This window comes from Pseudomonas sp. MIL19 (assembly GCF_028680365.1).
Classification (GTDB): Bacteria; Pseudomonadota; Gammaproteobacteria; order Pseudomonadales; family Pseudomonadaceae; genus Aquipseudomonas; species Aquipseudomonas spirodelae.
Genome location: NZ_JAPPVG010000005.1, coordinates 145,884 through 172,297, shown reverse-complemented (window position 1 = coordinate 172,297; position 26,414 = coordinate 145,884). Strand labels below are relative to the sequence as shown.

General features: G+C 59.6%; 24 protein-coding genes. 7 read left to right on the top strand and 17 right to left on the bottom strand.

Translation table 11 applies throughout. The features are described 5' to 3' along the window. Window positions 1–73 precede the first annotated feature (73 nt). Entirely contained in the window at window positions 74–1,618 is a 1,545-nt protein-coding gene (gene murJ, locus N1078_RS06100; RefSeq protein ID WP_274087306.1) for a murein biosynthesis integral membrane protein MurJ, read from the bottom strand. 195 nt (window positions 1,619–1,813) lie between these two features. Between murJ and rpsT the strand changes: the two genes are divergently transcribed. Further along, window positions 1,814–2,092 (top strand): 30S ribosomal protein S20, encoded by a 279-nt coding sequence (gene rpsT, locus N1078_RS06095; RefSeq protein ID WP_274087305.1) that lies wholly within the window; start codon window positions 1,814–1,816, stop codon window positions 2,090–2,092. A 147-nt stretch (window positions 2,093–2,239) separates the two neighbouring features. On the opposite strand, the gene N1078_RS06090 is transcribed toward rpsT, so the two are convergent. The 5 genes from N1078_RS06090 to rplU form a co-directional block, all read right to left on the bottom strand. Next, on the bottom strand, window positions 2,240–2,704 hold the full coding sequence (locus N1078_RS06090; RefSeq protein ID WP_274087304.1) for a CreA family protein: 465 nt from the start codon (window positions 2,702–2,704) through the stop codon (window positions 2,240–2,242). Window positions 2,705–2,713: 9 nt separating this feature from the next. Next, entirely contained in the window at window positions 2,714–3,832 is a 1,119-nt protein-coding gene (gene proB, locus N1078_RS06085; protein WP_274087303.1) for a glutamate 5-kinase, read from the bottom strand. Between the two features lie 69 nt (window positions 3,833–3,901). Continuing rightward, window positions 3,902–5,125 (bottom strand): Obg family GTPase CgtA, encoded by a 1,224-nt coding sequence (gene cgtA, locus N1078_RS06080; RefSeq protein WP_274087302.1) that lies wholly within the window; start codon window positions 5,123–5,125, stop codon window positions 3,902–3,904. Between the two features lie 175 nt (window positions 5,126–5,300). Further along, window positions 5,301–5,558, bottom strand: coding sequence for a 50S ribosomal protein L27 (rpmA, locus tag N1078_RS06075; RefSeq protein WP_003176049.1), 258 nt, complete (start codon window positions 5,556–5,558; stop codon window positions 5,301–5,303). Between the two features lie 39 nt (window positions 5,559–5,597). Beyond that, window positions 5,598–5,909, bottom strand: a complete 312-nt coding sequence (gene rplU, locus N1078_RS06070; RefSeq protein ID WP_274087301.1) for a 50S ribosomal protein L21 — start codon at window positions 5,907–5,909, stop codon at window positions 5,598–5,600. Window positions 5,910–6,154: 245 nt separating this feature from the next. Between rplU and N1078_RS06065 the strand changes: the two genes are divergently transcribed. Continuing rightward, window positions 6,155–7,123 (top strand): polyprenyl synthetase family protein, encoded by a 969-nt coding sequence (locus tag N1078_RS06065; RefSeq protein WP_274087300.1) that lies wholly within the window; start codon window positions 6,155–6,157, stop codon window positions 7,121–7,123. A 203-nt stretch (window positions 7,124–7,326) separates the two neighbouring features. Beyond that, window positions 7,327–7,554 carry a PA4570 family protein gene (locus N1078_RS06060; RefSeq protein WP_090249418.1) on the top strand — a complete coding sequence of 76 codons (228 nt, stop codon included), beginning with the start codon at window positions 7,327–7,329 and terminating at the stop codon, window positions 7,552–7,554. A gap of 76 nt (window positions 7,555–7,630) precedes the next feature. Here the strand turns inward: N1078_RS06060 and N1078_RS06055 are convergent, their stop codons facing one another. From N1078_RS06055 to N1078_RS06020, 8 genes are all read right to left on the bottom strand, one after another. After that, window positions 7,631–8,248, bottom strand: a complete 618-nt coding sequence (locus tag N1078_RS06055) for an FKBP-type peptidyl-prolyl cis-trans isomerase (RefSeq protein WP_274087299.1) — start codon at window positions 8,246–8,248, stop codon at window positions 7,631–7,633. Between the two features lie 62 nt (window positions 8,249–8,310). Continuing rightward, the gene (locus N1078_RS06050) at window positions 8,311–8,457 is read right to left on the bottom strand and encodes a DUF2256 domain-containing protein (RefSeq protein ID WP_274087298.1); all 147 of its coding nucleotides are present in this window, start codon (window positions 8,455–8,457) and stop codon (window positions 8,311–8,313) included. Next, window positions 8,454–9,989 (bottom strand): cryptochrome/photolyase family protein, encoded by a 1,536-nt coding sequence (locus N1078_RS06045; RefSeq protein WP_274087297.1) that lies wholly within the window; start codon window positions 9,987–9,989, stop codon window positions 8,454–8,456. Before N1078_RS06045 ends, N1078_RS06050 begins: the two co-directional genes overlap by 4 nt. Then, a complete protein-coding gene (locus N1078_RS06040; protein ID WP_274087296.1) occupies window positions 9,986–11,386 on the bottom strand; it encodes a 3'-5' exonuclease family protein in 1,401 nt (466 codons plus the stop codon). Before N1078_RS06040 ends, N1078_RS06045 begins: the two co-directional genes overlap by 4 nt. 4 nt (window positions 11,387–11,390) lie before the next feature. Next, window positions 11,391–11,696 carry a DUF6482 family protein gene (locus N1078_RS06035; RefSeq protein WP_274087295.1) on the bottom strand — a complete coding sequence of 102 codons (306 nt, stop codon included), beginning with the start codon at window positions 11,694–11,696 and terminating at the stop codon, window positions 11,391–11,393. 141 nt (window positions 11,697–11,837) lie between these two features. Then, entirely contained in the window at window positions 11,838–12,326 is a 489-nt protein-coding gene (locus N1078_RS06030) for a TIGR00645 family protein (RefSeq protein WP_274087294.1), read from the bottom strand. Between the two features lie 202 nt (window positions 12,327–12,528). Beyond that, window positions 12,529–12,870, bottom strand: coding sequence for a PA4575 family protein (locus N1078_RS06025; protein WP_274087321.1), 342 nt, complete (start codon window positions 12,868–12,870; stop codon window positions 12,529–12,531). A gap of 198 nt (window positions 12,871–13,068) precedes the next feature. Beyond that, the gene (locus N1078_RS06020; protein WP_274087293.1) at window positions 13,069–15,534 is read right to left on the bottom strand and encodes a Lon protease family protein; all 2,466 of its coding nucleotides are present in this window, start codon (window positions 15,532–15,534) and stop codon (window positions 13,069–13,071) included. Between the two features lie 376 nt (window positions 15,535–15,910). Between N1078_RS06020 and N1078_RS06015 the strand changes: the two genes are divergently transcribed. Then, window positions 15,911–16,399 carry a DUF3015 domain-containing protein gene (locus N1078_RS06015; RefSeq protein WP_274087292.1) on the top strand — a complete coding sequence of 163 codons (489 nt, stop codon included), beginning with the start codon at window positions 15,911–15,913 and terminating at the stop codon, window positions 16,397–16,399. Between the two features lie 102 nt (window positions 16,400–16,501). Then, window positions 16,502–18,358, top strand: coding sequence for an Lnb N-terminal periplasmic domain-containing protein (locus N1078_RS06010; protein ID WP_274087291.1), 1,857 nt, complete (start codon window positions 16,502–16,504; stop codon window positions 18,356–18,358). 58 nt (window positions 18,359–18,416) lie between these two features. On the opposite strand, the gene ettA is transcribed toward N1078_RS06010, so the two are convergent. Beyond that, on the bottom strand, window positions 18,417–20,084 hold the full coding sequence (ettA, locus tag N1078_RS06005; protein WP_274087290.1) for an energy-dependent translational throttle protein EttA: 1,668 nt from the start codon (window positions 20,082–20,084) through the stop codon (window positions 18,417–18,419). A 200-nt stretch (window positions 20,085–20,284) separates the two neighbouring features. Continuing rightward, on the bottom strand, window positions 20,285–20,482 hold the full coding sequence (locus tag N1078_RS06000; RefSeq protein ID WP_274087322.1) for a hypothetical protein: 198 nt from the start codon (window positions 20,480–20,482) through the stop codon (window positions 20,285–20,287). On the opposite strand from N1078_RS06000, the gene N1078_RS05995 reads away from it, so the two are divergent. Then, the gene (locus tag N1078_RS05995) at window positions 20,481–24,623 is read left to right on the top strand and encodes a sensor domain-containing protein (RefSeq protein WP_411912061.1); all 4,143 of its coding nucleotides are present in this window, start codon (window positions 20,481–20,483) and stop codon (window positions 24,621–24,623) included. The two genes, N1078_RS06000 and N1078_RS05995, sit on opposite strands and share 2 nt — an antisense overlap. Before the next feature lie 124 nt (window positions 24,624–24,747). After that, window positions 24,748–26,004 (top strand): serine hydroxymethyltransferase, encoded by a 1,257-nt coding sequence (gene glyA / locus N1078_RS05990; RefSeq protein WP_274087288.1) that lies wholly within the window; start codon window positions 24,748–24,750, stop codon window positions 26,002–26,004. A gap of 82 nt (window positions 26,005–26,086) precedes the next feature. Here glyA and N1078_RS05985 read toward each other — a convergent pair whose 3' ends face one another. Then, window positions 26,087–26,230: a DUF2474 domain-containing protein gene (locus tag N1078_RS05985; RefSeq protein WP_274087287.1), complete on the bottom strand. Its 144-nt coding sequence runs from the start codon at window positions 26,228–26,230 to the stop codon at window positions 26,087–26,089. Window positions 26,231–26,414 lie beyond the last annotated feature (184 nt).

Sequence of the window (26,414 nt, the reverse complement as noted above, 5' to 3'; positions counted from 1 at the left end):
GCGCTTCTTGCTCATAAAGTGGTCGATTATACGCACACCGGGCAGCAGACAACAGGCGGCAAATCAGCCGCCATCAGAGCGCACTGCGCCGGGCAAAATCACGCAAACGAAAGCCCAGCAGCGCTAGCACGGCAAAATAGGCAAGCAACCCTGCACTAACCAGCCCACCCAAACGCAGTAAACGCCAGAGCATGCCGTCGTCCGCCCAGCCAGGTAGATGCTGCATGGTTAACAACAGCGCCGCCGCCATCGCCACCAACGCCACCAACAGCTTGCCGGCAAATAATGTCCAGCCAGGCTGCGGGGTAAACATGTTGTGCTTGCGCAGCTGCCAATACAGCAGGCCCGCGTTCAAGCAAGCAGCCAGACCGATAGACAACGCCAGACCGGCATGCGCCAGGGGAATCACGAAGACAAACAGCAGGTTCATCGCCTGGGTTGCCAGCAACGTCACCAGCCCGATACGTACTGGCGTCTTGATGTTTTGCTGGGCATAGAAGGCTGGCGCAAGAATCTTCACCAGAATTATCCCGACCAGACCAAATGAATAAGCAATCAGCGCACGCTGGGTCATGGCCGTATCACCCGCGCTGAACTTGCCGTACTGAAACAACGAGACAATTAACGGCTCAGAAATAATCGCCAATGCCACCGCACTCGGCAGCGCTAACACCAGACACAGACGCAATCCCCAGTCGAGCAACTTGGAGTAATCCTCGCGGCTGGCCCCGGCATGAGTTTTCGATAAGACCGGCAGCAAAATGGTGCCCAACGCTACGCCGAGCACCCCCGCTGGCAACTCCATTAAGCGGTCAGCGTAATACATCCATGACACGGAGCCTGCGACCAGAAAAGACGCGAACACCGTGTTGATGATCAGCGAAATTTGGCTGACCGAGACCCCGAAGATCGCCGGCCCCATTTGCTTGACCACGCGCCACACGCCGGTGTCTTTAAGATTCAGCCGTGGCAACACCAGCATGCCGATCTTATGCAGGTGCGGCAGCTGAAATAACAACTGCAGCAGACCGCCCACCAGCACTGCCCAGCCCAGCGCCATGATCGGCGGATCAAAATAGGGCGTTAAGAACAGCGCAAAGACGATCATGCTGAGGTTTAGCAAGGTGGGCACAAAGGCCGGCACCGAAAACCGGTTCCAGGTATTGAGCACCGCCCCCGCCAGCGACGACAGCGAGATCAGCAAAATATAAGGAAAAGTAATTCGCAGCAGATCAGTGGTCAGCGCAAACCGCTCCGCCTCATCAGCAAATCCCGGCGCGGAGGCCCAAACGATCCAGGGCGCCGCCAGAACCCCGATAAACGTGACAACTGCCAGCACCAGGGTTAGCAACCCCGTCACGTAGGCGATAAATGTGCGCGTTGCCTCGTCACCTTGCTGGGTTTTATATTCGGCGAGAATTGGTACAAAAGCCTGTGAGAACGCGCCCTCGGCAAAAATACGCCGCAACAGATTCGGTAGCTTGAACGCCACCACAAAGGCATCCGAAGCCACGCCAGCACCGAAGGTGCGCGCGATAATGGTGTCACGCACAAAGCCCAACACACGCGAAAGCATGGTCATGGAGCTGACAGCGGCCAACGACTTGAGCAAATTCATGTAATAATTCGATTTCCGCAAACAAGCACAGCCGCGGAAAACCCGCCGTCGCGCAAAGGCGACGAGTGTAGCGCCCAGCCGCTGGTCAGGCCAGCACAGGGAAACGCCCACAGGGTTGACAGCACGCCCTCATATCGGCATGATTCGCGGCCTTATTTGTTTGTAACCCCCAGAATTTTTTCGAGGAGCTTGACGGTGGCCAATACACCTTCTGCCAAAAAACGCGCAAAACAGGCTGAGAAGCGTCGTAGCCATAACGCCAGCCAGCGCTCGATGGTCCGTACTTATATCAAGAACGTAATCAAGGCTATTGAGGCCAAAGACGTCGCTCTTGCAACGACCGCTTACACCCTGGCTGTGCCCGTAATCGACCGCATGGCCGATAAAGGCATCATCCACAAGAACAAAGCAGCTCGTCATAAGAGCCGCCTGAATGGCCACATCAAAGCACTGAGCGAAGTTGCAGCCGCCTAAGCTGCTAGCAACTCACTGCTAGATGTTAAAAAACCGGCTTAGGCCGGTTTTTTATTGCCCAGAGAAAAGCGCCAACCACCTCTGCAAGCCCAACCAACCCCATAACTGACACACAATAAAAAGCCCGAATCGCTTCGGGCTTTTTATTTAAGGCTTTTGCGGCCAAGGCAGAATTGGGATCGCGGTCACCGCATTTTGCGGACTGCCCTCAATCACCCGGTCGCTGTAGACCAGATAAACCAGGGTATTGCGCTTGCGATCGAAGAAACGCACCACCTGCATGGTTTTGAACACCAGCGAGGTGCGCTCACGAAACACCTCCTCGCCCTCTTTGAGCTTGTCGAGAAAGCTGATCGGCCCAACCTGACGACAGGCAATCGACGCTTCAGCACGATCCTCAGCCAAGCCCAGCCCACCCTTGACGCCACCAGTCTTGGCTCGCGACAGGTAACACGTCACACCCGCCACTTTAGGGTCATCAAACGCCTCAACCACGATCTTGTCGTTTGGCCCCATAAACTTGAAAACCGTCGACACCTCACCCACCTGCTCCGCCACCGCCAACCCAGGCAGCACCAGCAGCGCAGCGAGCAATCCTTTTACGATTTGCATCAACCCACCTCAGACCAGAATCAAATTATCCCGATGCACCAACTCAGGCTCATCCACATAACCGAGCAACTGCTCAATCGAATCCGACGACCGACCAATGATCTTCTGCGCCTCAAGCGCACTGTAATTCGCCAGGCCGCGCGCAATCTCGCGACCATCGACAGCCACACAGACGACCATTTCACCGCGTCGAAAACTACCCTGCACAGCCTTAACACCAACCGGCAGCAAACTCCGAGTACCGCTAGCCAGCGCCTTGACCGCACCATCATCCAGCACCAGTGTGCCACGGGTTTGCAGATGCCCAGCCAGCCACTGCTTGCGCGCCGCCAACATGCCACGCTCAGGCGCAAGCAGAGTACCCAGACGCTCGCCCGCCCTGAGCCGAGCCAGCACCTGCTCGATGGCGCCACCCACAATCACCGTATGCGCACCGGAACGCGCCGCCAAACGCGCCGCACGCAGTTTGGTCTGCATGCCGCCACGGCCCAGCGCACCGCCCACACCGCCCGCCACGGCATCCAGAGCCGGATCATCAGCGCGCGCTTCGAAAATCAGCTCGGCATCAGGGTTATGCCGCGGATCAGCGTTATACATGCCATCGCGATCGGTCAGAATCACCAACAGATCAGCCTCGACCAGGTTAGCCACCAGCGCCGCCAGGGTGTCGTTATCACCGAAGCGAATCTCGTCGGTGACCACCGTGTCGTTTTCATTGATCACCGGCACCACATCCAGATCCACCAGCGTGCGTAGCGTGCTGCGTGCATTGAGGTAGCGCTTGCGGTCTGACAGGTCATCATGGGTCAGCAGGATCTGCGCCGTGCGCCGACCATGCTCAGCAAAACTCGACTCCCACGCCTGGATCAACACCATCTGGCCAATTGCCGCCGCCGCCTGCAACTCGTGCATCGCACTCGGCCGCGCCACCCAACCCAGACGACTCATACCGGCAGCCACTGCACCGGAAGACACCAACACCAACTCAACACCCTGCTCACGCAGCGCCACCATCTGCTTGACCCACACCGCCATCGCCGCACGATCCAAGCCACGCCCATCAGCGGTCAGCAGCGCACTGCCAATCTTCACCACCCAGCGCTGCGCACCGGTTACCTTGTCACGCATGATCATCCAACCCCAGCAGCGACCTGTGATTACAAAAACGCCGCAATTAAGCGGCGTTTTTGTAGTTGCTTAATCCCGGACGTAAATAATTTCCGGGCCATCGTCTTCGTCTTCTTGATCCCAGAAGCTGTCATCTTCCTCAACGTCACTGACCGCCCGAACTCCGGAGCGACGCAGCGCACGCTTATCATCCAGCGCCTGCAACTGGGCACGCGCCTCATCTTCGATGCGCGTATCCAGCTCAGCCAATTCAGCGGCGAACTCGGGATTCTCCTGAATACGCTCAGCACGCGCCTCAAGGAAATCCATGATGTCATAACACAGCTGCTCAGTCCCTTCGCGGGCCAGGGCAGAAATCACATACACCGGCCCCTTCCATTCGATCCGCTCGACGATTTCAGCGATGCGCGCCTCTTGCTCCTCTTCGAGGATCTGATCCGCCTTATTCAGCACCAGCCAGCGCTCGCGCTCAGCCAGCGACGGACTGAACTTTGTCAGCTCATCAATAATGGTGGCTGCCGACTCAGCTGGATCGGTCAAATCCAACGGCGCCATATCCACGAGGTGCAGCAACAAGCGGGTACGCGACAGGTGCTTGAGGAAGCGAATACCCAGACCCGCGCCCTCGGACGCACCTTCGATCAACCCCGGAATATCGGCAACAACAAAGCTCTTGTAGCGATCAACACTGACCACGCCCAGATTGGGGATCAGGGTAGTAAACGGATAATCTGCCACTTTCGGCTTGGCCGCAGAGACCGAGCGGATAAAGGTACTCTTGCCGGCATTGGGCAAGCCCAGCAGACCCACATCCGCCAGCACCTTCAATTCCATCTTCAGGTCGCGCGCATCACCCGGCTTGCCCGGCGTAGTCTGCCGCGGCGCACGGTTAGTACTCGACTTGAAGCGCGTATTACCCAACCCGTGCCAGCCACCCTGCGCCACCAGCAAGCGCTGACCCGCACGAGTCAGATCACCAATGACTTCCTGCGTGCCGGCATCAATCACCGTGGTACCAATCGGCACCGGCAGGATCAAATCCTCACCCTTGGCACCCGTGCAGTCGGTACTGCCACCCTTTTCACCATTCGGCGCCTGGAAGCGGCGCGTGTAGCGGTAGTCGACCAAGGTATTGAGGTTGGCAAACGCTTCGATATAGATCGAGCCGCCATCACCACCATCACCGCCGTTAGGGCCGCCATTTTCAATGAACTTCTCACGACGGAAGCTCATCATGCCGTTGCCACCATCACCGGCCTTTACAGAAATCGATACTTCATCGACGAATTTCATAGGTACGCCTCCCGCAACAAGGCGGGTTATCTAAAACGAGAAACACCAGGTTCTTGCAAAATTGACCTGCATTCAATTTGAACGCTAGCACCCAGGACAGTTTGGCAAGAACCCCAATAATACAGAAACAAAAAAGCCCCGTCGCAAGGACGGGGCTTTCCCAGCAGTCGCGCAATTAAGCCGCAACGACGCTCACGTAACGGCGGTTGAACGCGCCTTTTACTTCAAACTTGATCACGCCTTCGATTTTCGCGAAGAGGGTGTGATCCTTACCCATGCCAACGCCGTAACCGGCGTGGAACTGGGTGCCACGCTGACGCACGATGATGTTGCCAGGAATGATTTTCTGGCCGCCATACATCTTCACGCCAAGGCGTTTGGCTTCTGAGTCGCGACCGTTGCGGGTACTACCGCCAGCTTTTTTGTGTGCCATGAGTTCAATACTCCTATAAAGGGATCAGACTGAAACGAGTTAAGCCTGGATACCGGTGATTTTGATCTCGGTGTACCACTGACGGTGGCCCTGGCGCTTCATGTGGTGCTTACGACGACGGAACTTGATGATGGTGACCTTGTCGTGACGGCCTTGAGCGATCACTTCAGCTACAACCTTGGCACCTTCAACAACCGGCGCGCCGATTTTAACGTCGTCGCCATTGCCGACCAACAGAACACGATCAAAAGTCACGGCTTCGCCAGTGGCCAGCTCGAGTTTTTCGATCTTGAGGAATTCGCCTTCGGCGACTTTGTATTGCTTGCCACCGGTAACAATTACTGCGTACATGGTAAATCTCCGTTAATCCTGCTCACCCAGCGCTTTATAGGAATAAGTGTCGGCTGGCATGGCTGCTCGGGGCCGTAAGGACACCCTTGCAATTGCGTAAGGCAGGGAAATACCCAGGGGGAAGTTCAGGGTGCGCGATTGTACGCAAGCCGCAAGCCCGACGCAAGACCGCAAGGCACTTGCCTTGACAGCCCCTACCCTGCCCCATAGCATGCCGCGCAACCCATGAACAGCAGGTGTAAGCAATGCAACCCCAGGCTTTCTACCGCGTGGTGGCGGATGACTTTACCGCCGTCGACGGCATCATCCGCGCCCAACTGGTGTCGCGCGTACCGCTGGTAGAGAAGATCGGCGACTACATTATTTCCGCAGGCGGCAAACGTTTGCGCCCCTTGCTGGTTCTGCTTAGCGGTAAAGCGCTGGGTCTGGACGGCGACAAGCTGCGCCTGCTTGCTGCCACCATCGAGTTCCTGCATACCGCCACTCTGCTGCACGACGACGTGGTAGACATGTCCGACATGCGCCGCGGCCGCAGCACGGCTAATGCGCAGTGGGGCAATGCGCCAAGCGTGCTGGTTGGCGACTTCCTTTATTCGCGCTCGTTCGAAATGATGGTCGAACTGGGCTCCATGCCCGTGATGAAGATCCTGTCCAAGGCCACCCGGGTGATTGCCGAAGGCGAAGTGCTGCAACTGTCGAAGATCCGCGACGCCAGCACCACGGAAGAGACCTATATGGAGGTCATCCGCGGCAAGACGGCGATGCTCTTCGAGGCCTCGACCCACAGCGCCGCCGCCCTGGCCAACGCCAACAGCGCGCAAACTGAAGCTCTGCGCACCTTCGGCGACCACCTCGGCGTGGCCTTCCAACTGGTCGATGACCTGCTCGACTACCGCGGTGACGCGACTGCACTCGGCAAAAACGTCGGCGACGACCTGGCTGAAGGCAAGCCAACCTTGCCGCTGATCTACACCATGCGCGAAGGTACGCCTGAACAAGCGGCCTTGGTACGCCAGGCCATTCAGAAAGGCGGCATCGAAGACCTGGAGAGCATCCGCAACGCAGTGGAAGCCGCCGGCGCCCTGGACTACACCGCCCAACAAGCGCGCAATTATGCCGACCGCGCGATCACGTGCCTGGATGCGCTACCTACCAGCGAATACCGTGACGCTCTCATTGAGCTTTGCCGCTTTGCAGTAGCCCGCACGCACTAGCAACCTGCCTGCAATCAAGAGCCCGTCCCTGTGACGGGCTTTTTATGGCCTGCCATCTATGGCGGCGCCCCTGTGGGCCGTGGCTGCGCGAGGTTAAAAATCGCAGCGGCAGTTTTCAGCTCGCGCGACGAAAGGCAGCAATTAAGCCTTGCTATAAACATAATAGGAATTATTCTCATCCAACCATTTAAGGGAGATGAGTGATGACCTACCTAATCGATGCCTGGCTGGACCGCCCGCAGCCGTATCTGCGCATTCTTAATCGCAACACCGGCGAAGTTTGCGCACTGCTTAAGGAAGATGCACTGGATGAGCTGCGTGATCAGGGCGATCTGGATTTGCACGAGCTGAACTCCAGCGAGCCGTTAGTGCTCAAGGAGCTGGTCCGTAATCTGTTTCTGTACTGCTACGCCCGGGCGTTGCGCCCCTGAAACGCATCGCGGGCGTGGCCCGCTCCTACTAAGTCGTAGGAACCAGCCACGCCCGCGAAGGGAAGCGCCAGAGACGTTAGAGAACGTCCAGCAGCTCTACGTCAAACACCAGCACGCTGTGCGGCGGGATGCTGCCAACGCCTTGCTCGCCATAGGCCAGCTCGCTTGGCACATACAGACGCCATTTGCTGCCGGCATTCATCAGCTGCAGGGCTTCGGTCCAACCAGCGATCACGCCGCCGACCGGAAACTCAGCAGGCTCGCCACGATCGTAGGAGCTGTCAAATACAGTGCCGTCGATCAGGGTGCCGTGGTAATGAGCACGAATGGTGTCTTCACGGGTCGGCATCGCGCCAGCACCGCTGCTCAGCACTTCGTACTGCAGGCCAGACGCCAATACAGTAATGCCATCGCGCTTGGCGTTTTCTGCCAAGAAAGCCAGGCCAGCACCAGCAGCGGCCTCAGCCTTGGCTGCAGCTTCCGCTTGCATGATGTCGCGGATCACCTTGAAGCTGGCAGTCATATCGGCTTCGCTCACGCGGCTCGGCTGACCGTTGAACGCGTCAGTCAGACCCGCCAGGATAGCCTCCAGGCTTACACCCGGCGGCGGGTTGTCGCTCAGTTGACCGCCCAGTTGGCGGCCGATGCCGTAGCTGACGCGAGTTTCATCAGTCGAGAGATTGATTTCGGACATAGCACTGCTCCGCTAGGGGCTGAAAAAAGGTAGACCAGCCTAGCACAAACCGCCTGCCCGCCCTACCCGCCTGCAGCGCCTTGGCGATTGCGCCGGCAGCGCTCGGAGCAGTACTTCACCTCATCCCAGCAACGTGCCCATTTCTTGCGCCAGGTGAACGGCAAGCCGCATTTCTGACAGGTCTTTACCGGCAAGTCGGCTTTTTTCACAACGCCTCACCGGCATCCAGCCGCGCCAACAGTTGTTCACCGCGCTGCCAGAGCCCCTGCTGCTTGGCCTCAGTCATCTTATCCAGGTTCCGGTAAATCATGCCCAAGCGGTGATTTGCACCGAGTTGCTCACGGTGGCGCATTAAAAAGTGCCAGTACAGAGCATTGAACGGGCAAGCCTGCTCACCCACGCTCTCGCTGACTTTGTACGCGCAGTCGCCACAGTAATTGGACATCCGCTTGATGTACTGCCCGCTCGAACAATACGGCTTGGAGCCCAGATAGCCGCCATCAGCATGCATGACCATGCCCAGGGTGTTGGGCAGCTCGACCCAGTCGAAGGCATCCATATACACCGCCAAGTACCAGTCACACACCTGACTGGGCTGGATCCCGGCCAGTAAGGCGAAGTTGCCTGTGACCATCAGCCGTTGGATATGGTGGGCATAGGCGTGCTCCAGCGTCTGGCCGATGGCCTGGTTCATGCACTTCATGCGGGTTTTACCGGTCCAGTAGAACTCGGGCAGCGGCCGGGTATTGCCGAAGGCATTGCGCTCGGCGTACTCGGGCATGTGCAGCCAATAGATGCCGCGCACGTATTCACGCCAACCGATCAACTGACGGATAAAGCCCTCGGCAGCGTTCAGCGGCACCTGGCCACGCCAATAGGCGGCTTCGACATCAGCACATAGGCGGCGCACATCCAGCAGACCGATGTTAAGCGCCGCACTGATTCGCGCATGAAACAGAAACGGCTCACCGACCGCCATGGCGTCTTGATAATCGCCGAAAGCTGGCAGGGCGAAATCAAGAAAGTGCTGCCACAGCGCCTCGGCCTCGGCGTGGGTCACCGGGTAATCGAAGGACGCCAGGCTGCCGTAGTGATGACTGAAGCGCTCAGCCACCAGCGCCAGCACTTCCTGGGTAATAGCATCCGCTGGGAAGCGCGCGGTCATCGGCGCCTTTACCTGTTTGGGCAGCGCCTTGCGGTTTTCCGCATCGAAGTTCCACGCACCGCCTACCGGCGTGCCGTCGCCATTCATTAACAACCCGGTCTTACGGCGCATCTCGCGGTAAAAGAACTCCATACGCAGTTGCTTGCGCCCTTCGGCCCAAAGGGCGAACTCATCGCGGCCACAGACAAAGCGATGATCGGCATGCCAGGTGATCGGCACGTCGCAGTGCTGCAACTGATCCTCCAGGCGCCATTCACCGCACTCAGTCAGGTGCACCTCGGCGGCTTGCAACTGCGCTGCCCAGCGCTGCAACTCGCCAGGCAGCGAACCGCTGTTATCGGAGTCATCGAGTTTGACGTAATACACGCGCCAGCCGCGCTCACACAGGGCCTCGGCGAAGTGGCGCATGGCACTGAAGATCAGGGCGATTTTCTGCGGGTGGTGCGGCACATAATCGGTTTCCGCCGCCACCTCGGCGAGCAGCACGGCATCGCGCTGCGGATCCAGCGCTTGCAGGCTGGGTAAGTCGAACGACAGCTGGTCACCCAGCACCAGGGCAAGACGGCGAACACTCATAAAACAACGACCTCGGTGTGCGGAAAGCGCCTTAAATGGCTGCGCAGGATGTGATACGCGTCGAGGCTGAATGCCTGAGCGGGGTGCTGCCGGGCCGCATCAATCAGCGCGGGATCATCGACGGTGGCCACGTGTCGCCACTGATCGAGCACATGCCATTGGCACACGCGCTGTTCTAGATCGCGCTCAACTAGGGCAACTGGGCCCGGCCATGGCCATGTGGCAATGCGTAACTGCTCACAGCCCGCAAGCAAGCGGGCATCGTGTATTTCGCGCGGCTCACGCCCGCAGCACGCCCCCCGACACCCGCCAAGCTGCGTGGCAAAACACGCACCGTCACCGCGTTCCAGGCCTAACACGCGCAAGCACAATTGGCTGCGCCCGGCCTCACTGCGCAGCCACGCATGGGCCTGACGCCGTGAGCGAAACAGCCCCACGCTGCTGACCTCGGCAGCGCCCTGCCCCACAGCTTGCAACTCAGGCCGCAAGCCATCTGCGGCGGCGATAAGCGCCCAGGTCAATAGGTCGCGCTGACGGCGAAGCTGGCGGTTATACAGCGGCAGCAGGCGCTTTACTTCAGCGGACTCCAGCAGCAGCGCCCCCAACTCTCCAGCCGTCGGCTGCACGCGGATATCACGCACCTGCTGAGCCATCTGCAGGCTGCGGCGGCTGTGATGATCATTCTGGAAGTGCGACTGCACCCGCTGGCGCACATTGCGGCTTTTGCCGATATACAGCAGGGCCTGATTCTCACCGTAGAAGTAGTAAACCCCGGGGCTGGCGGGTAAGGCCTGCAGCCGCTCAGCCGTCATAAACCGCGGCACGGCGGCTTTGCGCAGCTGCCGTCCGACCTGCTGACTCAAGACATCGTGCGGCACCTGCGCCACCAGCTTTAACAGCAACTGCCAAACAGCCTCGGCGTCTGGCAATGCGCGGTGTTGAAAAAAACGGTTAATGCCCTGCGCCACGCAAAGCGCATCAAGAGAATGGTTGGGCAAGTCAGGCCAAGCAGCGCGGGCTAACTGCAAGGTGCATAACTGGCGATAGCGCACAGGCTGCCCAGCAATAGCAAAGCCACGCCGTAAGAAGGCATGGGCGACGCGCAAGTTGTGGCCAACCACAACCCGCCCCTGCAAGCAGCGCGCAAGTTCAGCGGCAATCTGGCTAAACCGCGGCTGGTCGAGCAACTCTGCCGGCAGCACGCCTGATGTGCGCGAGACGCTGGCTGGCAAACCACCGGCAGGGTTGATTAACCAGCTGTGCCGCGCCGTGACCGCGCCGCCATCAACCTGCAACACCGCCGCTTCCCAGATGCCATCCTTGTCGGGGTGCATACCTGTGATCTGCACATCCACGATGGCAAGCGCACGGGCAAACAGTGAGGCCGCTGCGGTCACATCACTACCACGAGGAAATAAAGGAAATCGGCACGCGCAGGACATCTTGAGTGCCGTCTTGCATACCGCACATCTCGTCATGCACCACGGCATGCACCAAGTGGAACGGGATCGGCGGCATGTCGGTGAGCATATCGCGCGCGTGTTCAACCGAGCGCAGGTGCAGGGTTTTACCGTTGCCATCGCGCAGCGGGTGGACACGCCCATCCATGTGCGCTTCGAGCAAGTAGATACCGCCCTCAATGGAAATAAGATTGAGCGCGTCGATATGCCCGGCATGGGCGTGCTGCGACAGGTTTTGCAGATTCATGGCGATTACCTCAGGCGAGCGAAGTTATACAAAAAATCATACAAATACAATTCTTGTACAACACAGCAAAAGCACAAGGCCAAACGCAAACCGCCCGTCCGTTTTGCAACGGCCGGGCGGCGGGTGACTCGCTCAGAAAAATCAGTGCTTGGTCAGCTTATCCAGGTAACCCATGGCGAAGGCCGACAGCACAAACGCCATGTGAATGATCACGTACCACATCAGCTTGCTGTCAGGGATGTTCTGCGCATTCATAAACACCTTGAGCAGGTGGATAGAGGAAATCGCCACGATGGATGCCGCCACCTTCATTTTCAGCGAGCTGGAGTCCATCTTGCCCAGCCAGCTGAGTTTTTCGGTGCCCTCGGCGATATCCAGCTGGGAAACAAAATTCTCGTAGCCGGAAATCATCACCATCACCAGCAAGCCGCCAACCAGGGCCATGTCGATCAGCGACAACAGCACCAGAATCAGATCCGCCTCGGCCATGGCAAAGACATTGGGCAGGATATGAAAGACTTCCTGAAAGAACTTCAACGCCAATGCCAGCAACGCCAGCGACAGGCCAAAATAAATAGGCGCCAGCAGCCAGCGCGAGGCATACATGGCGTTTTCGATAAAGCGTTCCATAGGGGCTCTCTCAGGGTTTAAAACTGGCGGCGAGTATACCCAGCGCCCTCACTCAAACAACCCTGGAGTGTGGCAATAGATGACAAGCCCGGTTATCCCCGGCAACTGTGGATAACCTTGTGCGTAGGCTCAGGATCAATGGCTGTAAGCCAACTATTTCTAAGGCTGGCGAAGCCTGATCAAATACTCACCACATGCGCGCTCAGGTATCCGGCTGGGACTGAAAATCCCCAACAGGGTGACCCCGCTCGGCGTTCAAGCGGCGTAACGCGGCCTGGATATGCAGCCGCCAGATCGGTACATCGCTGCAGGGTTGATACCCCATGACACACAGGTTTTCGGCGATATCAACGAGGATGCGTTCGGCCGACAAAGCCCCGCGGAATGGGCCCTGCGCCTTGATTGCAGAAGGTTGAGCGCCCGCCATGCCCGCGGCGCAGATTAGCGCCCAGAGCCCCTCGTTGCCGGCCAGCGGCAGCACCATGCATTCGATGCGTGTATCCAGGCCCAGACAATGACGGGTGAGATTGAGGCTGCGCGACATGGCGACGACCCTCTCGGTAGCAAGCATTCAGCCTACACCCGAGTAAGCGCCAGAGGGAAGCCAACAGTTACCCCCATACACTGTGGATAACTGTGTGGATGAATTGAGGAAAAACAGGTCTGAGGCAGATGCACTGGGCGCTACGCTTATTCGCTCAGTGACTGACCAGCCACCGAGCGAACTGTCACAGCCAAGCGGTCACTCGGCCACTGGCTTTTTCACCCGCGGCTTCTTCTCTTTTACTGGCGCGGCGGGGGCCTCTTCCTTTTTCGGCTCGTCCTTGTCGTCGTCTTCCATGCCCATGGCAGCGATGTCACGCAGACGCTCGACCACCCGCGCATTGACGCTGCCCGCGGGGAACTGCCCCTGCTCATTCGGCGTACCCGCGTCGGTGCCGACCAGCAGGCTCAGCGCTTCATCAACCTGACGCACCGCGTAGATATGGAACTGCCCGGCACGCACGGCCTGCAGCACTCGCTCGTCGAGCATCAAGGTGGTGACGTTGGAATGCGGAATGATCGCGCCCTGCTCGCCCGTCAGGCCACGGGCCTCACACAAGCGGAAGAAGCCTTCGATCTTCTCGTTGACCCCACCCACCGCCTGCACTTCGCCGAACTGGTTGATCGAGCCGGTAATCGCAAAACACTGCTTGAGCGGGGTACGCGACAGGGCCGAGATCAACGTACACACCTCGCCCAGTGACGCACTGTCACCGTCGACGTAACCGTAGGACTGCTCCAGGGCGATACTCGCGGAGATTTCCAGTGGGAATTCCTGAGCATAACGACTGCCCAGATAACCGGTGAGGATCATCACGCCCTTGGAGTGGATGGGCTGACCGAGGTTAACTTCGCGCTCAATATCGACGATGCCGCTGCCGCCCGGATAGACCGTGGCAGAAATCCGCGCGGGCACGCCGAAGGCCGAGTCACCGACCTCCAGCACGGTCAGGCCGTTGCACTTGCCCACGGCGGCACCAGCGGTGTCGATCAGGATGATCCCGGCGAGCATGTCATCGATAATCCGCGCCGAGACGCGCCCGGTGCGGGTGGCCTTGGCTTTTAGCGCCCGCTCGATATGCCCGGCGTCGGTCACTTCATCACCCGCCAGGCTGCGGATAAAGTCGGCTTCGCTGACCAATTGAAACAGGTCGCCAATGCGCGCCGACAAACGCCCCTGGTGTTCGGCCAAGCGCGCACTGTAGGTCGCCACCCGCGCGACGGCGGCGGCCGTCAGCGGCGCCATGCCCTCTTCTGAGGTGCGGGTTTTCATCAACTGAGCGAACTGCTCCAGGCTGTCGTCGGCCAACGGGATGTCTTCGTCGAAGTCGACCAGCACGCGGAACATTTCCTGGAAGTCCGGATCGAGGTCCTGCAGCGTGTAATACAGCTGACGCGAACCGATGATCACCACCTTGAGGTGCAGCGGAATCACCTCCGGGGTCAGGGTCACGGTGGCGATTCGGCCGAGATCGCCCAGCGGCGACTCCATTTTCAGCTGGCGCGATTGCAGGGCGCGCTTGAGCGCATCCCAGACAAACGGCTCACCGAGCATTTTCTCGGCTTCAAGAATCAGGAAACCGCCGTTGGCGCGGTGCAATGCGCCGGGGCGCAGCTGGCGGTAGCTGGTGTAGAGCGCGCCTTGGTCGGTGTTGTATTCGATACGGCCAAACAGGTTGTCGTAAGTCGGGTGCGGCTCGAACACCACCGGCGCACCGCCTTGGGCGTGATGGCCGACCACCAGGCTTGGGCAGTACTGCTCTTCGAGCAGCTTGCGGGTTTGCGCATCGATCTTATCCACCTCGACCAACTGCTCGACCACAGTCTTCAGCAGATTGACCTGCACGGCCTGCAAGTAGGCGCATACCCCGGCATTCTCTGCGTACTTCTGCGACAGCGGCGCCAGCAACGGCTGCAAGGCTATGGTGATGGTTTCTTCATTGAGCTGGCGCAGCAGGTTGCTCGACTCACGCTTCCACTGCGGCAGGCTGGCCAGCTCCTCATTCAGACGCTCTTCGAGGTTGGCGATATCGGCATGGAAGCGCTCACGATCGGCCTCCGGCAACTGAGCGAACTCGGCCTCATCCAACGCCTTGCCTTCCAGCATCGGGGTAAAGGCGATATTGCTGCTGTCGCGGTACAGGGCAATGCTCTTTTCCAGCGACAAGCGCTCGATGATATCCAGCGCCTGGTCGTAGCGTTTGTTGAAGGCGCGGTCGATGGCGTTCTTCTTTTGCTGGAACGAGGGGTGCTCGAACACTGCAGGGAAGGTCGCTAGCAGGTTGTCGACCAGGCCGTTGATGTCCGCAAGAAATTCCGCAGAGTGGCCGGACGGCAGCTCCAGCGCGCGCGGTTCGCGCGGCTCATCGAAATGATTGACGTAAAACCGGTCAGCCGGGGTTTCCAAGCGCTTGGCTTCGGCCTTGAGGTAGCGCTTAACAAACGAGAAGCGGCCGGTACCCGGCTCGCCCATGACAAACACGTTATAGCCTGGGCGCGGCATCGCCACGCCGAACTGCAGCGCCTCGACGGCGCGCTCCTGGCCCAACACGCCGCGAAACGGTTCGAGGTCTTCGGTATTGGTAAAGTTGAATTGCTCAGGTGAAAAGGGACGCGTAAGTGCTTCGGGAGCCAAGCGCAAATGAGCTGCGGCAGAGTCTGGCATTGGAAATCCTTAACAGGCGGCAACGGCCGCGGAACGATGGGCCATTCTCGCGCCGCGCAGCGCGCACTGGCAAGGCATCAGCGCGGTTTCCGCTCAGCAAAAACAGGCCAAACCGGGCTGCACACCCCGCTCAGCTCTGATGCATCGTTCGGTAAAACCGGCAAAAGCCCCGGCGCGAACAACCCGACACGTGCCCACAACGCGGCACCCATAAAGCACTGCGCGCGACAGTAATTGGCAAATACCACGCGGCAAACCATTCCTCGCGGGAGTTCTTTTCGGCTGCGTGCTTGACAGCACGCCGACATTGCAAAATGCTCAAGTCGAGACCAGTGAGTAGTCGGTCGACGTTCCTTCACTTGAAAGAGCACTCCCTATGAAACGGATTCTGATCGGCACCCTACTCACCGTGACCTCCCTGTCGGCACTTGCCGAAGCACCTGGCGGCCCAAATTGCGGCTGGGGCAATATGTTGTTTGAAGGCCAGCGCGGCACGCCTTCGCACTTTGTAGCCTCGACCACCAACGGCACTTCGGGCAACGCCACCTTCGGTATGACCTCCGGCACCAACGGTTGCTCGACCGACGGCACCCTGACCTATGGCGGCCGATCACTGCTGGCCATCAATGGCATGCTCGACGAACTGTCCGAAGACATGGCCAAAGGCCAAGGTGAGGCCTTGACCACTTACGCCGTACTGCTGGGCGTCGAAGAACAAGACCGCGCCTATTTCGCGACCGTGACCCATCAACATTTCAGTGAAATCTTCAGCTCGGCCGACATCACTGGCGAGCAGATGCATGCTGCGACCTTAAACGTCATCAAGCGTGACAGCCGCCTGGCCAAATACGCGCAGCCTGCTTAACCCGCAACCGCCTGCCGGCTGCATGCAGCCGGCAACAACCGCTACACCGCCTTGCGTCACCTGAGCGCTTTTGGCGCTTGCCCTCGCCATTAGTAGGTGACTATGCCCAAACACCTGTTATTGAGTTTGTTACTCGCGGCCAGTACGCCCCTGTTTGCCGCCACGGCGGCAACGCCGCAAGCACTCAACATACTCGCCAACGACCCTTACTGGATTGCCCTCGGCCATTACGAAACCGGCAAGTTCGGCGGCTGGCGCAGCTATGTTGATGACAGCGGTTTCTTCCTTGCGCAGGACGGCGACAGCGACCCTTCTGCCGAACTCAAGGCCACCTTACAGGCGCTCTACCAGCCTGCCGACGCAGGCGACAGTCACCCGCAATGCGTGTTCCCTGCGCGCACCCGCTGGCTGCGCGAACGCTTGCAGTTAGACGACCTGCCCAGCCCAACATGCACGGAGTACCAACGCTGGTTCGATGACATAAAGCCGCATCGAACCGTGCTTATTTTCCCGGCGGCCTACTTGAACAGCCCGTCGTCGATGTTCGGCCATACCTTGCTGCGCATCGACCAGGCCGACGTGGATGCCAGTGGTACAGCGCTGCTCAGTTACGCGCTGAACTTTGGCGCCTACATCGAAGGCATGGACAACAGCATGCTGTATGCCTGGAAAGGCCTGATGGGCGGCTATCCAGGGCTGTTTTCACTGGTGTCCTACCGCGCCAAACTGGCCGAATACAGCCGCTTGGAAAATCGTGACCTGTGGGAGTACCAGCTCAACCTGACACCGGCTGAAACCGCACGCATGGTCGAGCATGTGTGGGAACTCAAGCAGGTACGCTTCGATTATTTCTTCTTCGACGAGAACTGCTCGTTCCGCCTGCTTGAACTGCTGGAAATCGCCCGCCCCGGTGTGACGTTAACCGAGCAATTCCCGCTGACTGCCATCCCCACCGATACCGTGCGCGCCGTCAAACAGGCCGGCCTGGTTGAGCGCATTGACTACCGCCCCTCGCGGGAAAAAGAGTTGCTCGCCCGCGCCAGCCAACTCCACGACAACGAGCAAGACTGGGTACTGGCCCTGGCTGACGACAGCCGCCTGGTGAATGACCCGGTCTTCCTCGGTTTAGCGCCTGCGCGCCGCGCGCTGATCCAAGATGCTGCCTATCGTTTGGTGCGCTACCACGCCACCGGTGCTGAACGTGACAGTGTGCAGGCAAAGCGCAGCTTTGAGCTGTTGCAGGCGATCAATCGCAACCCACCTGGCGAACTTTCGATAGAGCGCCCCGAACTGCCAGAAAATGGCCATCAGTCGCGCACCTGGCAACTGGGCGCAGGCAGCCTTGGCGAACGCAGCTTCGCCGAATACGGGCTGCGCATGGCGTACCACGACCTGAATGACAACTTGGCAGGCTTTCCGCTGGGCGCACAAATCGAAATCCTGCAACTCAAGTTACGTCAGTACGAAGGCAATCACTGGCAACTCGAGCGCCTTGATTTGGCCACCATTCGCTCGCTGACCCCACGCAACCGCCTGCTGCAACCGCTTTCATGGCAGGTTGCCGCGGGCCTTGAGCGCGTACCAGGGAAAAATGAGCGCCGTGAGCTGGTCAGCCAGATTAACGGTGGTGCGGGCGGCACCTGGCAATTGGGCAGCGACACCTTGGCCTACGCCATGGCCACCGCACGCGTTGAGCACAACAGTGACTTCGCCGCATTTATCGCACCGGCTGCGGGCTTCAACACAGGGCTGATCTGGAGCAACCGACTGGGAAACCTGAGCCTAGAAGCCAAAGCCGACTACTTTCAGCAAGGCGAAGTACGCCGCAGTGTGGCGCTCAACCAGCAATGGGAACTGTCAGATAACCTCGGTTTACGCATGAGTGCCAGCCGTCAGTTCAGCCATCTGCAAACACCGGAAAACGAGCTGATGCTGTCGCTGCGCTGGTATTACTACTGAATAAACGCGCACAAACAAAAACGGAGCCTTGCGGCTCCGTTTCTATTTTCAGCCTGGCTTACTGCGCCAGCTTCTTGTAACGCACGCGGTGCGGCTGCGCGGCAGCATCACCCAGGCGTTTCTTACGGTCGGCTTCGTACTCGGTGTAGTTACCTTCGAAGAACTCGATGTGCGAGTCATCTTCGTACGCCAGGATGTGGGTCGCCACGCGATCGAGGAACCAGCGATCGTGAGAGATCACGATGGCAGCGCCTGGGAAGTCGAGCAGCGCCTCTTCTAGCGAACGCAGGGTTTCCACGTCGAGGTCGTTGGACGGTTCGTCGAGCAGCAGTACGTTGGCGCCCTCTTTCAGGGTCAACGCCAGGTGCAGACGACCGCGCTCACCACCGGAGAGGTCCTTGACGAACTTCTGCTGGTCGCCGCCCTTGAAGTTGAAGCGCCCTACATAGGTACGCGACGGCACTTCATAGTTACCGATCTTGATCATGTCGGCGCCATCGGAAACGGCCTCCCACACGCTCTTGCTACCGTCGAGGTCGTCGCGGCTCTGGTCGACACAGGCCATTTGCACGGTTTCACCGATCTCGATGCTGCCCGAGTCCGGCTGTTCCTTGCCCATCAGCATGCGGAACAGGGTCGACTTACCGGCGCCGTTACCGCCGATCACGCCGACGATGGCGCCCTTGGGCATGCTGAACGACAGGTTGTCGATCAGCATACGGTCGCCATAGCCCTTACTGACGTTGACGAAGTCGATGACCTTGTCGCCCAGACGCGGGCCGACCGGGATGTAGATTTCGTTGGTTTCGCTGCGCTTCTGGAATTCCTGCGACTGCATTTCCTCGAAGCGCTGCAAGCGTGCCTTGGACTTCGACTGACGAGCCTTGGCGCCTTTGCGCACCCACTCCAGCTCTTCCTTCATGGCTTTTTCGTGAGCCGACTGCTGCTTGGACTCTTGCGCCAGACGGTTCGACTTGGCTTCCAACCAACCGGAATAGTTGCCCTCGTACGGAATACCGGCGCCGCGGTCGAGTTCGAGAATCCAGCCCGCGACGTTATCCAGGAAGTAACGGTCGTGGGTAATCGCCACCACGGTACCCGGGAAGTCGTGGAGGAAGTGCTCCAACCAGGCCACCGAATCGGCGTCCAGGTGGTTGGTTGGTTCGTCGAGCAGCAGCATGTCTGGGGCCGACAGCAGCAGGCGGCACAGGGCTACGCGGCGCTTCTCACCACCAGAGAGCACAGCCACCTTGGCGTCCCAAGCCGGCAGACGCAGGGCGTCGGCGGCCACTTCCAGCTGACGCTCCAGGTTGTGGCCATCGCTGGTTTGCAGAATGGCTTCCAGCTTGGCCTGCTCGGCGGCCAGCTTGTCGAAGTCGGCATCCGGCTCGGCGTAAGCAGCGTAAACCTGATCCAGACGCGCCTGGGCGTCCTTGATCTGGCTGACGGCCTCTTCCACCACTTCACGCACGGTCTTACTCGGGTCGAGCTGCGGTTCCTGCGGCAGGTAACCGATATTCAGCTCGGGCATCGGCCGCGCTTCGCCATTGAACTCGGTATCGACGCCGGCCATGATTTTCAGCAGGGTGGATTTACCCGAACCGTTGAGGCCGAGTACGCCGATCTTCGCGCCAGGGAAGAACGACAGGGAGATGTTCTTGAGGATTTCCCGCTTCGGCGGCACTACTTTGCCGAGCCGATGCATGGTGTAAACGTATTGAGCCATGATGACCTTGATTTTGGAATGAAACGAAAGAGAGTCGCCAACTAATGCGTGCAGCGTGAAACTGCACGGCGGGGACGCAGCCGCCAGGCGACGCCAACGCACTGAACGTAATAATAGTCGCGCGCGCGTAGGGCAAAGCTACCGGAATGCGCGATGCAGGGCAAACCACGCTCGTCGGCGGCGCTGGCACTTCGCCACAGTTATGGCATGCTAGCCGCCCCGTATTGGCCGGCCAAACTACGCCCAGCCAGGGACTCGCCCATCGCCACCCAGCCTTCAGGATGCAACGCGTTGCCGACAGTTACGCCCCCTACCACAGCGCACTCCCCCGGCGCGGCACCGGTCAAGGTGATGCGCGGCACGATGCGTGGCGCATTGGTGGTGTTGGTATTGAGCATGCTGGTGCTACTGATTTGGCAGCTACGCCAGGAATCCCGCCAGCTGCTGGAGAACCAGCGCCAACTGACACTGGCCTACAGCGGCCAACTGGCTAACCACATCAGCCTGAACATGGACCTCAAGGCCCGCGCTGGCCAGGCCTTGTTGCATCAGCATGTTCGCCCCCCGAGCACCCCTGATGAGTGGGCGGAATTGCTGCACATCCTGCGCGGTGTATTCCCGACGTTACGCAGCCTGGTCTGGCTAAATAACCAGGGCCAGATCATCGCCGACAGCCATGCCCCCAGTGAAGATGCGCTGTACATCACGGAACTGCTGCAACGTGGCCGCGACGAAGGGTTTTTCTATACCTTCAGCGCTAACGACAATGGGCGCATCTACCTGCTCATTCGGCATAAGCCCGACAGCCCCGCGAGCGGCTTCTGGGTGCTGCGCCTAACCAACCAGGCACTCAGCAGCTGGCTGCATGAACATCATCAAGACTCTCACCGGTGGCTACTTGAAGACCGCACTGCGCAGCGCGTGATTGTCAGCAGCGACAAGCAGATATCTGATAAATCCTGGATTGCACCACCCGTAACGGCGGAAAACCTGAGCCAGAGCATTCTCGAAACGTCGCTCAAGGGCAGTGATTGGCAGCTGCGCGCGCTGTTCAATGAACGCAAAGTGCGCGCCCAGCAACTGCCGCAACAGACCAGCAAGCTGCTGCTGTTCATCCTCTGCGCCACCTTGACCCTGCTGGCGCTGTATCGCTTGCTGCATGAGCAACGCACACTGCACGCACTCAACACCGCTTCGCGACGCTCGCTGCAACAAGCCGCCAGCGTGCTGGGCGCCATCGAGGAGCGCGTGTTGGTCACCGACACGCATGGCCAGCTGCAGTACCTCAACCCGCAAGCCGAAGCCATGTTCGGCCTGAGCAACGACCAGGCGCGCGACTGGCACCTGCTTAAACTGCTGCCACGCCTTGACCCTCTGCTGTTGCACGACACCGGGCTGCACAATGACCATGGCCCGGACCTGGTGGAAGTCCAGCAAAACGGCACGCCCCATCTGTACGACATCAGCCGCAGCGACCTCAGCGAAGACAATCGACGTACCGGGTTTGTCTGGGTGCTGCGCGATGTCACCGAAGAACAGCACGCCTCTCAGGTGCTGCAGGAAACACGCCGGCGTTACCAGGATATCTTTGACGGCACCGGCACGGCTTTGTGTGTGCTTGACCTCCGCGAGCTGCATGACTTCCTACACACCCAACAGCTGCAGGACTTCACCGCGCTAGAGCGCTGGCTGGCCAGCGACCTACAGCACCATAACGAGCTGTCACAGCTTATGCGCCTGACTGAGACCAACCAGGTGGTGTTGCAGCTGCTGGGCGTCAATTCCAGCACGCAGGCCTGGGAATACTTGTTCAGCAGCGGGCAACTGCGCCCGAACGGCTTCCGCCTGCAGCTGATCAAGACCCTGCTCAGCGGCGGCGGGCAACTGGAAATGGAACGCCAGATCGTCACCGCACAAGGTCAAGAGCGCCATCTGTGGCTATTGCTGCGCGTACCGGCCAGCAGTGACGACCTGCAAGCCGTGACCCTGAGCATCAGCGACATCACCAACCGCAAGCGCATCGAAACCTCCCTGCTCGAACGCGAGCGTTTCTGGTCCGATGTGGTCAGCGCGGTACCCGACACCATTTATGTGCACGACATCACTGCCAAGCGGGTGATGTACAGCAACAACCACCTCGGCCCGCAACTCGGTTACAGCAAGGCGGAGATGCACCAGCTCGGCGAACGCCTGTGGGAAAAGCTCTTGCACCCCGACGATGTCGAGTTGTACCAACGCATGCGTAACATCCAGCAGGTGCTGGGCAATGGCATGCTGATGCAATTCGAGCTGCGCTGGCGCCACCGCAATGGCAACTGGCACTGGTTTGATATTCGCGAACAAGCCCTGGCGCGCGATGATAAAGGCCGGGTCAGCCGCCTGATCGGCGTGGCCAAGGACATCACCGAACAAATCACCCGCAGTGAGTCCCTAAGCTCCAGCGAACAGCGCTACCGCCTGCTCGCGGAAAGTATCAGCGACGTGATTTTCTCCACTGACAACCGCCTACAGCTCAATTACGTCAGCCCCTCGATAAAGCCCGTGCTCGGTTATGACAGTGAGTGGGCCCTGAGCAACGGCTTCCTCAGCCTGGCCACCAACCCAAACCAACTGAGCGGCTTCTATGCGCTGCTTGAGCGCGTGCGCAACGCCTTGGGTGACCCGCTGCGGATGGCCGAACTGCGCAGCCATTTTGTCCCACAGCTGTTCGTCTTTGATGCCCTGCGCGCCGACGGCCGGAAAATCCCCGTGGAGTTGCGCCTGGTGCCCATGTGGGATGACAGCGGGCGCTTCGAGGGCTTGCTCGGTGTCGGCCGCGACATCAGCCTGCAGCGCCGCGCGGAGAAAGACCTGCGCATGGCCGCCACGGTATTCGAGCATTCCACGGCGGCGATTCTGGTTACCGACCCGGCGGGTTATATCGTTCAGGTCAACCATGCCTTCAGCCGAGTCAGCGGCTACAGCCCCAAGCAAATCCTCGACCAGCTGCCGAGCCTACTCACCGCCGACACCCAACAAGCCAGCCACCTGGGTTTTGTGATCAAGCAGCTCAACCAACAGGGCAGCTGGGAAGGTGAGGTATGGCTCAAGCGCAAGAACGGCGAGAAATTCCCAGCCTGGGTCGGCATTACCGCGGTTAAGGATGATGAAGGTGACTTGGTCAGCTACGTGTGTTTCTTCAGCGACATCAGCGAGCGCAAGGCCAGCGAGCAGCGCATCCACCGCCTGGCTTACTACGACGCCCTGACTCAGCTGCCCAACCGCACGCTGTTCCAGGACCGTTTGCACAGCGCCCTGCAGCACGGTGAACGGCACCAGGAATGGGTGGTGCTGATGTTCCTCGATCTCGACCGTTTCAAGCCGATCAACGACTCCCTCGGCCACGCCGCGGGCGACCGCATGCTTAAGGAAGTCGCCATGCGCCTGTGCGCCTGCGTCGACAGCGACGACACCGTCGCGCGCATGGGCGGCGATGAGTTCACCTTGTTGCTGCAGTCCGAGGCGCGGCGCGAGGGCGCGATGACTCGGGCGATTCATGTCGGCGAGCAGATTCTCGCCAGCCTCGCGCAGCCATTTATCCTCGAAGGCCGCGAATTCTTCGTCACCGCCAGTATCGGCATCGCCCTAAGCCCGCAGGATGGCAACGAGCTGAGCCAACTGATGAAGAATGCCGACACGGCGATGTACCACGCCAAGGAGCGCGGCAAAAACAACTTCCAGTTCTACCAAGCCGACATGAACGCCAGCGCCCTGCAGCGCCTGGAGCTGGAAAGCGACCTGCGCCACGCCCTCGAACAGGGTCAATTCAAGCTGTATTACCAACCGCAATTCTCCGGCGACGGTAAGCGCCTGACCGGCGCCGAGGCGCTGCTGCGCTGGCAGCATCCGCAGCGCGGCCTGGTCCCGCCCGATGATTTTATTCCGGTGCTCGAAGAGCTGGGGTTGGTGGTCCAGGTCGGCGACTGGGTGCTACGTGAAGCCTGCCGCCAGCTGGCTGAATGGCGACAGGCAAACATTCGCGTGCCGAAGATTTCGGTCAACCTGTCTGCGCGCCAATTTGCCGAGGGCGACCTGCACCAACGGATTGCGCAAATCCTTAAGCAGAGCGACATTCCTGCCGCGTGCCTGGAACTGGAGCTGACCGAAAGCATCCTCATGGAAGACGTGGCCAACGCCATGCAAACCCTCAGCAGCCTGAAGCAACTGGGCGTGTTTATCGCCATCGATGATTTCGGCACCGGCTATTCCTCGCTGAACTACCTCAAGCAATTCCCCATCGACGTGCTGAAGATTGATCGCAGCTTTGTCGACGGCCTGCCCCACGGCGAACAAGACGGCCAGATTGCCCGTGCGATCATCGCCATGGCCCACAGCCTCAACCTCACGGTAATCGCCGAAGGCGTGGAAACCCTGGCCCAGCTGGACTTCCTGCGCGGCCATGATTGTGACGAAGTGCAAGGCTTCCTGCTCGGCCGGCCGATGCCGGCGCACCAGTTCACCGCGCTGTTTACCGGCACCGCGCTGTTTATGCTGGGCTGACAGCCTGGCTGCATGAGCCCCGCTTGTCCGCCAGATGACCACGCTTCATATGCCTGTTTAGGATGGATGGGGTAGAATTCGCCCCCTCTTTCTACCGCCCAGCTGATTTTCTCAGGGGAATGCCATGTTCAGCCGTGATTTGACTATCGCCCGTTATGACGCCGAATTGTTTGCCGCGATGGAGCAAGAAGCCCAGCGCCAGGAACATCACATCGAGCTGATCGCCTCGGAAAACTACACCAGCCCAGCGGTGATGGAAGCCCAAGGCTCGGTACTGACCAACAAGTACGCCGAAGGCTACCCAGGCAAGCGTTACTACGGCGGTTGCGAGTACGTCGACATCGTCGAGCAGCTGGCCATCGACCGCGCCAAAGAACTCTTCGGCGCTGACTACGCCAACGTCCAGCCGCACTCCGGCAGCCAGGCCAACAGCGCGGTCTACCTGGCCCTGCTGAACGCCGGCGACACCGTACTGGGCATGAGCCTGGCCCACGGCGGCCACCTGACCCACGGCGCCAGCGTCAGCTTCTCCGGCAAGGTGTACAACGCCGTGCAGTACGGTATCGATACCGTCACTGGCCTGATCGACTACGACGAAGTTGAGCGTCTGGCCGTTGAGCATCAGCCGAAGATGATCATTGCCGGCTTCAGCGCTTACTCGCAGGTGCTGGACTTCCCGCGCTTCCGCGCCATCGCTGACAAAGTCGGTGCCTACCTGTTCGTCGACATGGCCCACGTAGCCGGTTTGGTTGCTGCTGGCGTGTACCCGAACCCAGTGCCGTTTGCTGACGTGGTCACCACCACCACGCACAAAACCCTGCGCGGCCCGCGCGGCGGCCTGATCCTGGCCCGTGCCAACGAAGCGCTGGAGAAGAAATTCAACTCCGCGGTATTCCCAGGCGGCCAGGGTGGTCCACTGGAGCACGTGATCGCCGGTAAAGCAGTGTGCTTCAAAGAAGCCCTGCAGCCTGAGTTCAAGACTTACCAGCAGCAAGTGATCAAAAACGCCCAGGCCATGGCCAGCGTGTTTATTGAAAAGGGCTACGACGTCATCTCCGGCGGTACTGAGAACCACCTGTTCCTGCTCAGCCTGATCAAGCAAGACATCACCGGTAAAGATGCTGACGCCGCCCTGGGTCGCGCCTTTATCACCGTGAACAAGAACAGCGTACCGAACGATCCACGTTCGCCGTTCGTCACCTCCGGCCTGCGTATCGGCACCCCGGCGGTGACCACACGCGGCTTCAAGGAAGAAGAGTGCCGCGCACTGGCTGGCTGGATCTGCGAGATCCTCGCCAACCTGGGCGACGAAGCGGTTGAAGCGCGCATCCGCGAGCAAGTTAAAGCGGTCTGCGCCAAGTTCCCGGTTTACGGTAACTAAGGCTTAACGCCTGTAACAAAAAGCCCGCCAATCGGCGGGCTTTTTGTTGACTGAAGGCAACACTTTCAGCACCTGTCGCCACTTACGGCGTACCCATCCCCGCCGCCTGCATAAACAACCGCAGCACATAAGACACCGCGCCCAACGCCAACACGCTGCCAGCCCAGATCGCTACCAGCCAGCCGAGCCGCTGCAACAGCGGCTTTTTCTCGTCTAGATCATTCATTTTGCGCCCTCATTAGTGACCTGAGGTCTCGCGAGCTAGAGTCCTGCAAGGCGCTACGTTAGTAACAGCCTCCGGCTGGTCAAAGCAGGCGGGAGCTTTTGCACATGAGCATTACTCGTTTCACTCGCCCTGCGGGCCGCGCTGAAGCGCGTTAGCCGCAAGCGGCTTTCCGAGCCGGCTTTTA

Coding starts and splice junctions, on each gene's coding strand:
- N1078_RS06000 (WP_274087322.1), bottom strand. CDS start 20,482: ATGCTCAATACCAACACCACCAATGCGCCACGCATCGTGCCGCGCATC.
- cgtA (WP_274087302.1), bottom strand. CDS start 5,125: ATGAAATTCGTCGATGAAGTATCGATTTCTGTAAAGGCCGGTGATGGT.
- N1078_RS06025 (WP_274087321.1), bottom strand. CDS start 12,870: ATGTCGCGCAGCCTCAATCTCACCCGTCATTGTCTGGGCCTGGATACA.
- N1078_RS06035 (WP_274087295.1), bottom strand. CDS start 11,696: ATGAATCTGCAAAACCTGTCGCAGCACGCCCATGCCGGGCATATCGAC.
- murJ (WP_274087306.1), bottom strand. CDS start 1,618: ATGAATTTGCTCAAGTCGTTGGCCGCTGTCAGCTCCATGACCATGCTT.
- rpmA (WP_003176049.1), bottom strand. CDS start 5,558: ATGGCACACAAAAAAGCTGGCGGTAGTACCCGCAACGGTCGCGACTCA.
- N1078_RS06010 (WP_274087291.1), top strand. CDS start 16,502: ATGCCCAAACACCTGTTATTGAGTTTGTTACTCGCGGCCAGTACGCCC.
- N1078_RS06055 (WP_274087299.1), bottom strand. CDS start 8,248: ATGTCCGAAATCAATCTCTCGACTGATGAAACTCGCGTCAGCTACGGC.
- proB (WP_274087303.1), bottom strand. CDS start 3,832: ATGCGTGACAAGGTAACCGGTGCGCAGCGCTGGGTGGTGAAGATTGGC.
- N1078_RS06015 (WP_274087292.1), top strand. CDS start 15,911: ATGAAACGGATTCTGATCGGCACCCTACTCACCGTGACCTCCCTGTCG.
- N1078_RS06090 (WP_274087304.1), bottom strand. CDS start 2,704: ATGCAAATCGTAAAAGGATTGCTCGCTGCGCTGCTGGTGCTGCCTGGG.
- ettA (WP_274087290.1), bottom strand. CDS start 20,084: ATGGCTCAATACGTTTACACCATGCATCGGCTCGGCAAAGTAGTGCCG.
- N1078_RS06065 (WP_274087300.1), top strand. CDS start 6,155: ATGCAACCCCAGGCTTTCTACCGCGTGGTGGCGGATGACTTTACCGCC.
- N1078_RS06060 (WP_090249418.1), top strand. CDS start 7,327: ATGACCTACCTAATCGATGCCTGGCTGGACCGCCCGCAGCCGTATCTG.
- rplU (WP_274087301.1), bottom strand. CDS start 5,909: ATGTACGCAGTAATTGTTACCGGTGGCAAGCAATACAAAGTCGCCGAA.
- N1078_RS05995 (WP_411912061.1), top strand. CDS start 20,481: ATGCTGGTGCTACTGATTTGGCAGCTACGCCAGGAATCCCGCCAGCTG.
- N1078_RS06045 (WP_274087297.1), bottom strand. CDS start 9,989: ATGAGTGTTCGCCGTCTTGCCCTGGTGCTGGGTGACCAGCTGTCGTTC.
- glyA (WP_274087288.1), top strand. CDS start 24,748: ATGTTCAGCCGTGATTTGACTATCGCCCGTTATGACGCCGAATTGTTT.
- N1078_RS06030 (WP_274087294.1), bottom strand. CDS start 12,326: ATGGAACGCTTTATCGAAAACGCCATGTATGCCTCGCGCTGGCTGCTG.
- N1078_RS05985 (WP_274087287.1), bottom strand. CDS start 26,230: ATGAATGATCTAGACGAGAAAAAGCCGCTGTTGCAGCGGCTCGGCTGG.
- N1078_RS06020 (WP_274087293.1), bottom strand. CDS start 15,534: ATGCCAGACTCTGCCGCAGCTCATTTGCGCTTGGCTCCCGAAGCACTT.